The organism is Pseudomonas glycinis (genome assembly GCF_054871425.1).
This window is the reverse complement of sequence record NZ_JBTYHF010000011.1, coordinates 43,846-56,137: the sequence shown is the minus strand read 5'-3', so window position 1 is coordinate 56,137 and position 12,292 is coordinate 43,846. Positions and strand designations below refer to the sequence as shown.

13 protein-coding genes are annotated in these 12,292 nt (G+C 60.5%); 10 read left to right on the top strand and 3 right to left on the bottom strand.

Features of this window, described 5'->3' with window-relative positions:
* The first annotated feature begins 22 nt into the window (after positions 1-22).
* The 10 genes from ACYSTU_RS23955 (at position 23) to hisC (ending at position 7,989) form a co-directional block, all read left to right on the top strand.
* Positions 23-832, top strand: a complete 810-nt coding sequence (locus ACYSTU_RS23955; protein WP_076565862.1) for an ATP-binding cassette domain-containing protein — start codon at positions 23-25, stop codon at positions 830-832.
* Positions 832-1,629 (top strand): lipid asymmetry maintenance ABC transporter permease subunit MlaE, encoded by a 798-nt coding sequence (mlaE, locus tag ACYSTU_RS23950; RefSeq protein ID WP_016771674.1) that lies wholly within the window; start codon positions 832-834, stop codon positions 1,627-1,629. Before ACYSTU_RS23955 ends, mlaE begins: the two co-directional genes overlap by 1 nt.
* The gene (gene mlaD / locus ACYSTU_RS23945; RefSeq protein ID WP_016771673.1) at positions 1,629-2,096 is read left to right on the top strand and encodes an outer membrane lipid asymmetry maintenance protein MlaD; all 468 of its coding nucleotides are present in this window, start codon (positions 1,629-1,631) and stop codon (positions 2,094-2,096) included. The genes mlaE and mlaD overlap by 1 nt, the downstream gene beginning before the upstream one ends.
* 11 nt (positions 2,097-2,107) lie before the next feature.
* Positions 2,108-2,761, top strand: coding sequence for an MlaC/ttg2D family ABC transporter substrate-binding protein (locus ACYSTU_RS23940; protein WP_499001990.1), 654 nt, complete (start codon positions 2,108-2,110; stop codon positions 2,759-2,761).
* Positions 2,758-3,063 (top strand): STAS domain-containing protein, encoded by a 306-nt coding sequence (locus ACYSTU_RS23935; RefSeq protein WP_016771671.1) that lies wholly within the window; start codon positions 2,758-2,760, stop codon positions 3,061-3,063. Before ACYSTU_RS23940 ends, ACYSTU_RS23935 begins: the two co-directional genes overlap by 4 nt.
* A gap of 115 nt (positions 3,064-3,178) precedes the next feature.
* The gene (locus ACYSTU_RS23930; protein ID WP_016771670.1) at positions 3,179-3,418 is read left to right on the top strand and encodes a BolA family protein; all 240 of its coding nucleotides are present in this window, start codon (positions 3,179-3,181) and stop codon (positions 3,416-3,418) included.
* 22 nt (positions 3,419-3,440) lie between these two features.
* Entirely contained in the window at positions 3,441-4,706 is a 1,266-nt protein-coding gene (gene murA, locus ACYSTU_RS23925) for a UDP-N-acetylglucosamine 1-carboxyvinyltransferase (RefSeq protein WP_016771669.1), read from the top strand.
* A gap of 128 nt (positions 4,707-4,834) precedes the next feature.
* Complete coding sequence (hisG, locus tag ACYSTU_RS23920) at positions 4,835-5,470, top strand: ATP phosphoribosyltransferase (RefSeq protein WP_016771668.1); 636 nt, start codon at positions 4,835-4,837, stop codon at positions 5,468-5,470.
* A 125-nt stretch (positions 5,471-5,595) separates the two neighbouring features.
* The gene (hisD, locus tag ACYSTU_RS23915) at positions 5,596-6,933 is read left to right on the top strand and encodes a histidinol dehydrogenase (RefSeq protein WP_499001985.1); all 1,338 of its coding nucleotides are present in this window, start codon (positions 5,596-5,598) and stop codon (positions 6,931-6,933) included.
* A 3-nt stretch (positions 6,934-6,936) separates the two neighbouring features.
* Positions 6,937-7,989 (top strand): histidinol-phosphate transaminase, encoded by a 1,053-nt coding sequence (gene hisC / locus ACYSTU_RS23910; RefSeq protein WP_499001982.1) that lies wholly within the window; start codon positions 6,937-6,939, stop codon positions 7,987-7,989.
* Positions 7,990-8,182: 193 nt separating this feature from the next.
* Here hisC and ACYSTU_RS23905 read toward each other — a convergent pair whose 3' ends face one another.
* From ACYSTU_RS23905 to algW, 3 genes are all read right to left on the bottom strand, one after another.
* Positions 8,183-8,902, bottom strand: a complete 720-nt coding sequence (locus tag ACYSTU_RS23905) for a DUF4198 domain-containing protein (protein ID WP_499001979.1) — start codon at positions 8,900-8,902, stop codon at positions 8,183-8,185.
* Between the two features lie 12 nt (positions 8,903-8,914).
* Positions 8,915-11,020, bottom strand: a complete 2,106-nt coding sequence (locus ACYSTU_RS23900) for a TonB-dependent siderophore receptor (protein WP_499001977.1) — start codon at positions 11,018-11,020, stop codon at positions 8,915-8,917.
* Between the two features lie 88 nt (positions 11,021-11,108).
* Positions 11,109-12,266 (bottom strand): Do family serine endopeptidase AlgW, encoded by a 1,158-nt coding sequence (gene algW / locus ACYSTU_RS23895; RefSeq protein WP_016770590.1) that lies wholly within the window; start codon positions 12,264-12,266, stop codon positions 11,109-11,111.
* Between the last annotated feature and the right edge of the window lie 26 nt (positions 12,267-12,292).

The following is a 12,292-nucleotide window of genomic DNA, read 5'->3' as shown; positions in this document are numbered from 1 at the left end:
GGCTGCATCGCAAGGAGTTTAGATGAGTGCCGATAACGCCTACGCGGTCGAGCTGAAGGGAGTCTCCTTCAAGCGCGGTGCGCGGAGCATTTTCAATAACGTCGATATCCGCATCCCGCGCGGCAAGGTCACCGGCATCATGGGGCCTTCCGGCTGCGGCAAGACCACGCTGCTGCGCCTGATGGGCGCGCAGTTGCGGCCGTCCGGCGGCGAAGTCTGGGTCAACGGGCAGAACCTGCCGACGCTGTCGCGCAGCGATCTGTTCGATGCGCGCAAGCACATGGGCGTGCTGTTTCAGAGCGGTGCGCTGTTTACCGACCTCGATGTGTTCGAGAACGTGGCCTTTCCGCTGCGGGTGCACACTCAACTGCCGGAAGACATGATCCGCGACATCGTCCTGCTGAAATTGCAGGCGGTGGGGCTGCGTGGCGCCATCGAGCTGATGCCGGACGAACTGTCCGGCGGCATGAAGCGCCGCGTGGCGCTGGCCCGGGCGATTGCCCTCGATCCGCAGATTCTCATGTACGACGAGCCCTTCGTGGGCCAGGACCCGATCGCCATGGGCGTGTTGGTGCGCCTGATCCGCCTGCTCAACGATGCTCTGGGCATCACCAGCATCGTGGTTTCGCACGATCTGGCGGAAACCGCGAGCATTGCCGACTACATCTATGTAGTGGGCGATGGTCAGGTGCTGGGCCAAGGCACACCGGATGAGCTGATGAATTCCGATGATCCGCGTATCCGCCAGTTCATGACCGGTGATCCCGATGGCCCGGTGCCGTATCACTTTCCAGCGACGGATTACCGCGCAGATCTTCTGGGGAAGCGTTGATGCGCAGAATTTCATTGATGGAACGCGTGCGTCGGTTCGGCGAATCGGCGATCGACGCGGTCGCGGTGTTTGGTCGAGCGACCCTGTTCCTGTTTCACGCCCTGCTGGGCCGTGGCGGTATCAGCGGTGGTTTCGGCCTGCTGGTCAAGCAGCTGCATTCGGTCGGCGTCATGTCGCTGGTGATCATCGTGGTCTCCGGTATTTTCATCGGCATGGTCCTGGCGTTGCAGGGCTTCAGCATTCTTTCCAGCTATGGTTCAGAGCAGGCGGTGGGGCAGATGGTCGCCCTGACGCTGCTGCGTGAACTGGGGCCGGTGGTCACCGCCTTGCTGTTTGCCGGGCGCGCCGGTTCGGCGTTGACCGCCGAGATCGGCAACATGAAATCCACCGAGCAGTTGTCCAGCCTGGAAATGATCGGTGTCGATCCGCTCAAGTACATCATTGCCCCGCGCCTGTGGGCCGGCTTCATTTCCCTGCCGGTGCTGGCGATGATCTTCAGCGTCGTCGGCATCTGGGGCGGTTCGTGGGTGGCAGTCGACTGGCTGGGCGTTTATGAAGGCTCGTACTGGGCGAACATGCAGAACAGCGTGAACTTCACCAGTGACGTGCTCAATGGCGTGATCAAAAGTGTCGTTTTCGCCTTTGTGGTGACCTGGATCGCCGTATTCCAAGGCTATGACTGTGAGCCCACTTCCGAGGGGATCAGTCGTGCCACCACCAAGACCGTGGTGTTTGCCTCGCTGGCAGTGCTCGGCCTGGACTTTATTCTGACCGCTTTGATGTTTGGAGATTTCTGATGCAAAACCGCACCCTGGAAATCGGTGTCGGCCTGTTCCTGCTGGCAGGGATCCTGGCTTTGCTGCTGCTCGCCTTGCGCGTCAGCGGCCTGTCTCCGACTTCGTCCACCGACACTTACAAGTTGTATGCGTATTTCGACAATATCGCCGGTCTGACGGTCAGAGCCAAAGTGACCATGGCCGGTGTGACCATCGGCAAGGTCACCGCTATCGATCTGGATCGCGACAGCTTCACCGGTCGGGTCACGCTGCAAGTGGATAAAAAGGTCGACAACCTGCCGGTCGATTCCACAGCGTCTATCCTGACCGCGGGTCTGCTGGGCGAGAAATACATCGGTATCAGCGTCGGCGGTGAAGACACCCAGTTGAAAGACGGTGGAACCATCCACGACACGCAGTCGTCACTGGTACTGGAAGACCTGATCGGTAAATTCCTGCTCAATACCGTTAGCAAAGACGCCAAATGAGGAGCTTTTGAATGATCTCTATCTTGCGACGTGGCCTGTTGGTGTTGCTCGCGGCCCTGCCGTTGATGGCTAACGCTGCACCGGGGCAATCGGCTCATGACCTGATTCAGGACACCACGAACCGGATGCTTGCCGATTTGCAGGCGAACAAAGAGAAGTACAAGCAGGATCCGCAGGATTTCTATGCGGCGCTGAACAACATTGTCGGTCCGGTGGTGGATGCCGAGGGCATCTCCAAAAGCATCATGACCGTGAAGTATTCGCGCAATGCCACGCCTGAGCAGATGCAGCGCTTTCAGGAAAACTTCAAGCGCGGTCTGTTCCAGTTCTATGGCAACGCGCTGCTGGAATACAACAACCAGGGCATCACGGTTGACCCGGCCAAAGACGAATCGGGCGAGCGCACCAGCGTCAACATGACCGTCAAGGGCAGCAATGGCGCGATCTATCCGGTGCAGTACACGCTTGAGAAGATCAGCGGCGAGTGGAAACTGCGCAACGTGATCATCAATGGCATCAACATTGGCAAGCTGTTCCGTGACCAGTTTGCCGACGCCATGCAGCGCAATGGCAATGATCTGGACAAGACCATCGATGGCTGGGCCGGTGAAGTCGCCAAGGCAAAGGAAGAAACCGACAAAGCCGCCGGGAAGCCACCGCAATGAGTGAGGCGGCAGTTCGCATGAGTGATGTCGACGAACTGGTGCTCAGTGGCGTGCTGGATTACCGCACCGGGCCGGACCTGCGCAAGGAAGGGCAGGCGCTGATCAAATCGAGCAAGGCGTCGGCGCTGGTCATCGATTGTTCGGCAGTGCAGAAGTCCAGCAGCGTCGGCCTGTCGTTGCTGCTGTGCTTCATGCGTGATGCGCAAGCGGCCGGCAAGGCCGTCAGCATTCGCGCGATGCCTGACGACATGCGCGAAATCGCTCAGGTCAGTGAACTGACCGAGTTGTTGGCGCAACCCTGAACCATCATCTATAAAGAAGCCCCCCGTCAGAGTCCTGCGTTGCGGGGTTCGCAGGCGCGGGGCTTTTTTGTATGATGTCCGACCCGTGCGCACAGGGCGCCGATTGAGGTTGAGCATGCAGGCCGTAGAAGTGAAGAGCTTCCTTGAAGGAAAGCTGCCAGGAACGCTGGTAGAAGTTGAAGGCGAAGGCTGCAATTTCCAGCTGAACGTGATCAGCGATGAACTGGCGGCGTTGAGCCCGGTGAAGCGTCAGCAGCAGGTCTATGCCCATTTGAACCCATGGATCACCGATGGCAGCATCCATGCGGTCACTATGAAATTTTTCAGCCGCGCGGCCTGGGCCGAGCGCACCTGAGCCCTAGGGCGTCGAGATACTAATGGATAAATTGATTATTACCGGTGGCGCTCGTCTTGATGGCGAGATCCGCATTTCCGGCGCGAAGAACTCCGCCCTGCCGATTCTGGCTGCGACCTTGCTGTGCGATGGCCCGGTCACCGTTGGCAACCTGCCGCACCTGCACGACATCACCACCATGATCGAGCTGTTCGGGCGCATGGGCATCGAGCCGGTGATCGACGAGAAGCTCAGCGTCGAAATCGACCCGCGCACCATCAAGACCCTGATCGCGCCGTACGAACTGGTGAAAACCATGCGTGCGTCGATTCTGGTACTGGGTCCTATGGTCGCGCGTTTCGGTGAAGCCGAAGTCGCACTGCCTGGTGGTTGCGCCATCGGTTCGCGTCCGGTCGACCTGCACATTCGCGGTCTGGAAGCCATGGGCGCGGTCATCGACGTCGAAGGCGGCTACATCAAGGCCAAGGCGCCTGAAGGCGGCCTGCGCGGCGCGCACTTCTTCTTCGACACCGTCAGCGTGACCGGTACCGAGAACATCATGATGGCCGCTGCACTGGCCAAAGGCCGCAGCGTGTTGCAGAACGCCGCGCGCGAACCTGAAGTAGTCGACCTGGCGAACTTCCTCAACGCCATGGGCGCCAAGGTTTCCGGTGCTGGCACCGACACCATCACCATCGATGGCGTCGAGCGTCTGGGTTCGGCTTTCTACAAAGTCATGCCTGACCGTATCGAAACCGGCACCTATCTGGTCGCTGCTGCCGTGACCGGTGGCCGCGTCAAGGTCAAGGACACCGATCCGACCATCCTCGAAGCGGTACTGGAAAAGCTGCGTGAGGCCGGTGCGGAAATCACCTGCGGTGAAGACTGGATCGAGCTGAACATGCACGGCAAGCGCCCGAAAGCGGTCAACGTGCGCACTGCGCCGTACCCGGCGTTCCCGACCGACATGCAGGCCCAGTTCATCTCGCTTAACGCCATTGCCGAAGGCACTGGTGCGGTGATCGAGACGATCTTCGAAAACCGTTTCATGCACGTGTACGAACTGCACCGCATGGGCGCGCACATCCAGGTTGAAGGCAACACCGCGATCGTCACCGGTATCGAGAAACTCAAGGGCGCGCCAGTCATGGCCACCGACCTGCGTGCATCGGCCAGTCTGGTAATTTCCGCGCTGGTTGCCGAAGGCGACACGCTGATCGACCGCATCTACCACATCGACCGTGGTTACGAGTGCATCGAAGAAAAACTGCAAATGCTGGGTGCCAAGATCCGTCGCGTTCCGGGCTGATCGCTGCATCGGGACACAGGGACGTGTCCACTGAATTCGTTTCGAGTCGAGGGTGTACGCACCCTCGATGTGTGTCCGGCGCCGATTGCGACCGGGCATGAGTACCTTGATAAGGACTGACGTTTCCCATGTTGACCATTGCACTGTCCAAGGGCCGCATCCTTGACGACACCCTGCCGCTTCTCGCTGAAGCGGGCATCGTGCCGACCGAGAATCCGGACAAGAGCCGCAAGCTGATCATTCCCACGACCCAGGACGACGTGCGTCTGCTGATCGTACGTGCCACCGACGTGCCGACCTATGTCGAGCATGGCGCGGCCGACCTCGGCGTCGCCGGTAAGGACGTGCTGATGGAATACAGCGGTCAGGGCCTGTACGAGCCGCTGGACCTGCAGATCGCCCAGTGCAAGCTGATGACCGCCGGCAAGATCGGTGCGGCCGAGCCCAAGGGCCGTCTGCGCGTGGCGACCAAGTTCGTCAACGTTGCCAAGCGTTATTACGCCGAGCAGGGCCGTCAGGTCGACATCATCAAGCTGTACGGCTCGATGGAGCTGGCGCCGCTGATCGGGCTGGCCGACAAGATCATCGACGTGGTCGACACCGGCAACACCCTGCGCGCCAACGGCCTGGAACCCCAGGAACTGATCGCCACGATCAGCTCGCGTCTGGTGGTCAACAAGGCTTCAATGAAAATGCAGCACGCCCGGATCCAGGCGTTGATCGACACCCTGCGCAACGCAGTGGAATCGCGACACCGCGGCTGATCTACCTGCGCGGCCCGAGGCCGCGCCGTCTATCCGCCTCATAGCCAGAATTCTCAGGTGCCCAAGCGGATCGAATGCTAGTTTCGGGCGCCTGAGTTATTTGCCATTCCTATGAGGCTCTCGCTATGACCGCAACCACTGCAATTCGCCGACTCAACGCTGCTGACCCGGATTTCGCGCATCATCTGGATCATCTGCTGAGCTGGGAAAGTGTGTCTGACGACTCGGTCAATCAGCGCGTGCTGGACATCATCAAGGCTGTGCGCGAGCGCGGCGACGCGGCGCTGGTCGAATTCACCCAGAAGTTCGACGGCCTCGAAGTCGCCTCGATGGCCGACCTGATCCTGCCGCGCGAGCGCCTGGAGCTGGCCTTGACCCGCATCACTGTGCCGCAACGCGAGGCCTTGGAAAAAGCCGCCGCTCGCGTGCGCAGCTATCACGAAAAACAGAAGCAGAATTCCTGGAGCTACACCGAGGCTGACGGCACGGTGCTCGGCCAGAAAGTCACGCCGCTGGATCGTGCCGGCCTGTACGTGCCGGGCGGCAAGGCCTCGTATCCGTCGTCGGTATTGATGAACGCGATTCCGGCCAAGGTCGCCGGCGTGACGGAAGTAGTCATGGTCGTGCCAACCCCGCGCGGCGAAATCAACGAGCTGGTGCTGGCCGCTGCCTGCATCGCCGGTGTCGACCGCGTGTTCACCATCGGCGGCGCGCAAGCGGTTGCCGCCCTGGCTTATGGCACCGAAAGCGTGCCGCGTGTCGACAAGGTTGTCGGCCCGGGCAATATCTATGTCGCCACGGCCAAGCGCCATGTGTTCGGCCAGGTCGGCATCGACATGATCGCCGGCCCTTCGGAAATTCTTGTGGTGTGCGACGGCCAGACTGATCCGGACTGGATCGCCATGGACCTGTTCTCCCAGGCCGAGCACGACGAAGACGCGCAAGCGATTCTGGTCAGCCCGGACGCCGAGTTCCTCGACAAGGTGGCCGCGAGCATCGATAAATTGCTGCCGACCATGGACCGCGCGACCATCATCGAAACTTCGATCAATGGCCGTGGTGCGCTGATTCAGGTGAGTGACATGGCTCAAGCCATCGAAGTCGCCAACCGCATCGCCCCGGAACACCTGGAATTGTCGGTCGCTGATCCACAAGCCTGGCTGCCGCAGATTCGTCACGCCGGTGCGATCTTCATGGGCCGCCACACTTCCGAAGCGTTGGGCGATTACTGCGCCGGTCCGAACCACGTGTTGCCGACTTCCGGCACCGCGCGCTTCTCCTCGCCACTGGGCGTCTACGACTTCCAGAAGCGCTCGTCGATCATCTTCTGCTCCGAGGCCGGCGCTTCCGAGCTGGGCAAAACAGCATCGGTACTGGCCCGTGGTGAATCGCTGAGCGCCCACGCGCGCAGCGCCGAATACCGCATCAAAGACCAAGACTTTCTGAAAGGGCAGGGGAACTGAGCGATGAGTAAATTCTGGAGCCCGTTCGTCAAGGATCTGGTGCCCTACGTGCCGGGCGAACAGCCGAAGCTGACCAAACTGGTCAAGCTCAATACCAATGAAAATCCGTATGGCCCGTCGCCAAAAGCGCTGGCGGCGATGCAAGCCGAGCTCAACGACAACCTGCGCCTGTACCCGGACCCGAACAGTGATCTGCTGAAAAACGCCGTGGCCGAATACTACGGCGTGCAAACCTGTCAGGTGTTCCTCGGCAACGGTTCGGACGAAGTGCTTGCGCACATCTTCCACGGCTTGCTGCAACACGATCAGCCGCTGCTGTTCCCGGACATCAGCTACAGCTTCTATCCGGTCTACTGCGGTCTGTACGGCATTGAATTCGACGCGGTGCCGCTGGATGCGCAATTCCAGATCAACACGGCCGACTACGCCAAACCGAATGGCGGGATCATTTTTCCCAACCCGAACGCCCCGACCGGGTGCCTGCTGGCGCTGGACGCGGTCGAGCAAATCCTCAAGGCCAGTCCTGATTCGGTCGTAGTCGTGGATGAGGCGTACATCGACTTCGGTGGCGAGACGGCGATCAGTCTGGTGGATCGCTATCCGAATCTGCTGGTGACGCAGACGCTGTCCAAGTCACGTTCGCTGGCCGGCCTGCGTGTCGGTCTGGCGGTAGGGCATCCGGACCTGATCGAAGCGCTGGAGCGGATCAAGAACAGCTTCAACTCCTATCCACTGGATCGTCTGGCGATTGTCGGCGCGGCGGCGGCGTTTGCCGATCGCGAGTATTTCGACAAGACCTGTCGTCAGGTGATCGAGAGCCGCGAATGGGTGGTGGCGCAGTTGCAGGCTAAAGGCTTTGAAGTGCTGCCGTCGGCGGCCAACTTCATCTTCGCTCGCCACCCGCAGCATGATGCGGCGGGCCTGGCGTCCAAGCTGCGCGAGCAGGGCGTGATCGTTCGGCACTTCAAGCAGGAGCGGATTGCGCAGTTCTTGCGGATATCGGTGGGTACGCCGGAGCAGAATCAGGCGTTGATCGACGGCCTTGGCGACCTCTAAAAGCAAAAGCCCCTCACCCTAGCCCTCTCCCGGAGGGAGGGGGGACTGAATGGGGAATATTGCAGAATTTCACCGACCTGAATTTGGTTTACCGAATCCATAATCGACTCGGTCTTTCAGGTCGATGTATCCCGCAAGACAACTCGGTCGGCTCCCTCTCCCTCTGGGAGAGGGCTGGGGTGAGGGTGTGCTTTTATTCGTGATGCGGCTCGCCCAAGAAAGTCAGCGAACTGAACAACCCACGACTATCCACATCAGCGCTGCCCTTCACCGGCACTTCAACCTGCGCCGCAATCACATTCAACCCTTCATTACGCACCAGCACCTGCGCACGCCCATCCTTGTCGGTCTCGGTGCTCAGGGTGTTTGGCGCGCTGCGATAGTCGCCATACAACTTCACCCCCGCCGCCGGTTTGCCATCGAGCAGCACCCGCACCGGTAACGATTTACCCGGCCCGACCGTCAGCGGATCGACCTCCGGCAGGATCAGCAGTTTGATCTGCTCCAGTTTCGGCAACTTCGCCCCCGGCTGATAGATCGCCAGGCTGTACTTGAACGTCTGCGTGGCCTCGGTAGCGCCGGCCACTTTGCTGCGTCCTTCGTTGATCCACTTCTTGTCCGCCGTCTGCGACCACATGCCGTTGTTCAGCGCCACGGCCAGCACCGCCGGTGGCTTCAATGGTTTCAAACGGGCATGATCGGCCAGGCGCTCGACGCTGACCGGGATCATTTTGCCGCTTGCGTCATAAGCCCAGGCACCGCTGATTTTCTGCGCCATGAAGGCGTTGTCTTCGGCGCCGTGACCGTAGACCACTTCGATGTTGCCGCGTCGCTCCTCTGTCCACAGGCCGTGCGCCGACACCTGACCGGTGAATAGCGCAGCGAGGAGCAGAAGGGATTTGCCGTAGTGCATGGTGACGTCCTTTTACAGGTTGAGTGTCAGGCTGACGGTGAAATTGCGTGGCTCGCCGGGATTGACCCAGTAGTTGCTGTAGGAGCGCTCGTAGTATTTCTCGTCGAAGATGTTGTTCAGGTTCAGGCCGAGCGTGACGTTGTCGCTGGCCTTGTAATGCGCGAGCAGGTCGACGGTCTGGTAGGCCGGCAATTCGAAGTCGCTGCCGGATTCGCCCGAGCGATCGCCGACGTAGGTGAACGCTGCACCGACGTCTGAACCGCGCAGTCGGCCATCCTGAAATTCATAAACACCCAGCAGACTGCCGCTGCGTTTGGCCACGCCGAGGATGCGGCTGCCGGTAGGAATGGTCGCGTCGCCCTTGGTCACCTCGGCGTCGATGTAGGCGAAGGCGCCGATGACCCGCACTGCGTCGGTCACCTGACCGCTCACTTGCCAATCGAAACCCTGACTGCGCGCCTTGCCCATGGCGCGGCTGGTGTCGGTGCCCGGATCGAGGGCGAGAACGTTTTCCTTGTCGATGTGGAAGAAGGCGAGGGTGCTGCTCACGCGCTCATCGAACAGTTCGTTCTTGATCCCCACTTCGTAACCGACGCCTTCTTCCGGGTCGAAGGATTTGCCGGAGGCATCCAGGCCGTTGTTCGGTTTGAACGAGGTCGAGGCGTTGGCGAACAGGCCGGTGTTCGGCGTGAGCTGATAGAGCAGGCCGGCGCGTTGAGTCAGTGCGTCGTGGCGCTGCTGGCTTTTGGCGTTGCGGCTGTGATCGTCGATGCGCTGATCGAAATGCTCGAAGCGCGCGCCGACCATGCCGCGCAGCTTGTCGGTGAAGATGATCTGGTCCTGCAGATTCAGCGCATGACTTTCGACGTGTTCGAAGAAGTCGGTGCCCGAGCGTGCGCCGTTGGGTTTCGGCTGGCCGTAGACCGGCTTATAGATGTCGATGGCGTAGGGGCCGCCAGCAATGGTGGTGACGCGTTCGTCCTTGCGGTAATTCTCGTACTCGGTGCCGATCAGCAATTCATGCTGCCACGGCCCGAGGTCGAACAGACCGCGCAGTTCCAGTTGGGTGATGCTGTCGTGCCAACTCGTATCGCGTTCGCGCAAGCGGCGGTTGACCGTGTGGCCGTCGGCGTTCAGCGGTCGTGCTTCGGAAGCGTCGCCCCAGAGCTTGCCTTCCTTGTAGTGACTGGCCAGGCGCAGTTTCCAGCTGTCGTTCAGATGGTGTTCAAGAGTGGCCTGGAGCAGGTTGTTGTGGTTGTCGATGTTGCCGTCGTTGGGCTCGCCGAGGAAGGTCGAGCGCGATACGCCGCTCCACTTGTTGTTCGGCGCCACTACGCCACGATCGAACGTCGAGTTGTGACGGACGATTTCGCTCTCCACCAGCAGCGAGGTGTCCGGGTTCAACTGCCAACTGATCGAGGGCGCGACGAATACCCGCTGGCTGTCGACGTGGTCGCGAAAGCTGTTGTTGTCTTCTACGGCGAAGTTGATGCGCGAGAGCACATTGCCCTGGTCATCAAGGGGCGTGTTGACGTCCAGCGCGGTGCGGTAGCGATCCCAACTGCCGGCGCTGGTTTGCACAGTGGTGAACGCTTCGGGCTGCGGCTTCTTGGTGACGATGTTCACCGTGCCGCCGGGATCACCCCGGCCGTACAGGCTGGCGGCTGGGCCCTTGAGCACTTCGATGCGTTCTATATTGGCCGCATCTGGCGTACTCGGATAACCGCGATTGGCACTGAAGCCGTCCTTGTAGAACTCCGAGGTGGTGAAGCCGCGCACGCTGTATTCGTACAGGGTCAGGCCGCCGAAGTTGTTCTGCTTCGATACGCCGCCGGCAAAATCCAGCGCGCGTTCAACGCTGGTGCTGCCCAGATCCGAGAGCACACTGGCCGGAACGACGCTGATGGCTTGTGGGATATCGCGAATCGCCGTGTCGGTTTTGGTCGCACTGGCCGAGCGAGTCGCGCGATAACCGCTGACCGGGCCGGTGGGTGATTCGTAGTCGGAAGTGACGCTGATGGCTTCCAGTTCAACGGGCTGCGGCTCATCGGCGAAGGCGGGATCGCAGAGCAAACCCAGAGTCAGGCCCAGCAGCGAGGCCTTTTTGCGAGACGACATGTTATGTTGTTCCAATTGCTAGAATTGAAACAATATAACATGCCTGTTGAGAATGTCTGTTATTCGCGCCACTGGCGCGAAAACATTTTTACTCTTCTTTTTCTTTCACCGGTGCCGGCGGTGGACGCAGGCCGATTTCAGCCGTCAGCTTCAGCTCCTTGCCGTTGCGCATGACCTGAATTGTCACCTTGTCGGTCGGTTTGATCCGCGCCACCTGGTTCATCGAGCGGCGACCATCGCCGGCCGGCTCGCCATCGATGCTCAGAATCACATCGCCCAGTTGCAGACCGGCTTTCTGCGCCGGGCCGTCACGGAAGATTCCGGCGACGACAATCCCCGGGCGCCCGGACAAGCCAAACGACTCCGCCAGTTCCTGAGTCAGCGGTTGTACTTCGATGCCCAGCCAGCCACGAATCACCTGGCCGTGCTCGATGATCGACTTCATCACTTCCATCGCCAGTTTCACCGGGATGGCAAAACCGATGCCTTGCGAGCCGCCGGATTTGGAAAAGATCGCCGTGTTGATACCGGTGAGGTTGCCGTTGGCATCGACCAGCGCACCGCCGGAGTTGCCCGGGTTGATCGCCGCATCGGTCTGGATGAAGTCTTCGTAGTTGTTCAGGCCCAACTGATTGCGGCCGGTGGCGCTGATGATGCCCATGGTCACGGTCTGGCCGACGCCGAACGGGTTGCCGATGGCCAGCGCAACGTCGCCGATGCGAATGCTGTCGGAGCGGCCGACGGTGATTGCGGGCAGGTTTTTCAGATCGATTTTGAGGACAGCAAGGTCGGTTTCCGGATCGCTGCCGATCACCCGTGCCAGCGTCTCGCGACCATCCTTGAGCGCCACGACGATCTGGTCGGCGCCGCTGGTGACGTGGTTGTTGGTGAGGATGTAGCCTTCCGGGCTCATGATCACCCCGGAACCGAGACTCGATTCCATGCGCTTCTGTTTCGGCGAATTGTCACCGAAGAAGCGGCGGAACTGCGGATCCTCGAACAAGGGATGCGCCGGTTTGTTGATGACCTTGGTGGTGTACAGGTTGACCACCGACGGCGCGGCGATGCCCACTGCATCCGCATAGGACACCGGCCCCTGCTGCACGATCGTGGTCTGAGGGGCCTGTTGCAGATTGACGTCGAGGCTCGGCAGCCCGACCCACTCGGGGTAACGCTGAATAATCAACAGAGCGATAAGCACACCGGCCAACAGCGGCCAGCCAAAAAAACGCAGCGCCTTGAGCATTAAGCACGTTCCTGGAAAGGTTGCAG

Excerpts from the sequence above, each read along its gene's own strand:
- ACYSTU_RS23955 (WP_076565862.1), top strand. The coding sequence starts at position 23 with ATGAGTGCCGATAACGCCTACGCGGTCGAGCTGAAGGGAGTCTCCTTC.
- mlaE (WP_016771674.1), top strand. The coding sequence starts at position 832 with ATGCGCAGAATTTCATTGATGGAACGCGTGCGTCGGTTCGGCGAATCG.
- mlaD (WP_016771673.1), top strand. The coding sequence starts at position 1,629 with ATGCAAAACCGCACCCTGGAAATCGGTGTCGGCCTGTTCCTGCTGGCA.
- ACYSTU_RS23940 (WP_499001990.1), top strand. The coding sequence starts at position 2,108 with ATGATCTCTATCTTGCGACGTGGCCTGTTGGTGTTGCTCGCGGCCCTG.
- ACYSTU_RS23935 (WP_016771671.1), top strand. The coding sequence starts at position 2,758 with ATGAGTGAGGCGGCAGTTCGCATGAGTGATGTCGACGAACTGGTGCTC.
- ACYSTU_RS23930 (WP_016771670.1), top strand. The coding sequence starts at position 3,179 with ATGCAGGCCGTAGAAGTGAAGAGCTTCCTTGAAGGAAAGCTGCCAGGA.
- murA (WP_016771669.1), top strand. The coding sequence starts at position 3,441 with ATGGATAAATTGATTATTACCGGTGGCGCTCGTCTTGATGGCGAGATC.
- hisG (WP_016771668.1), top strand. The coding sequence starts at position 4,835 with ATGTTGACCATTGCACTGTCCAAGGGCCGCATCCTTGACGACACCCTG.
- hisD (WP_499001985.1), top strand. The coding sequence starts at position 5,596 with ATGACCGCAACCACTGCAATTCGCCGACTCAACGCTGCTGACCCGGAT.
- hisC (WP_499001982.1), top strand. The coding sequence starts at position 6,937 with ATGAGTAAATTCTGGAGCCCGTTCGTCAAGGATCTGGTGCCCTACGTG.
- ACYSTU_RS23905 (WP_499001979.1), bottom strand. The coding sequence starts at position 8,902 with ATGCACTACGGCAAATCCCTTCTGCTCCTCGCTGCGCTATTCACCGGT.
- ACYSTU_RS23900 (WP_499001977.1), bottom strand. The coding sequence starts at position 11,020 with ATGTCGTCTCGCAAAAAGGCCTCGCTGCTGGGCCTGACTCTGGGTTTG.
- algW (WP_016770590.1), bottom strand. The coding sequence starts at position 12,266 with ATGCTCAAGGCGCTGCGTTTTTTTGGCTGGCCGCTGTTGGCCGGTGTG.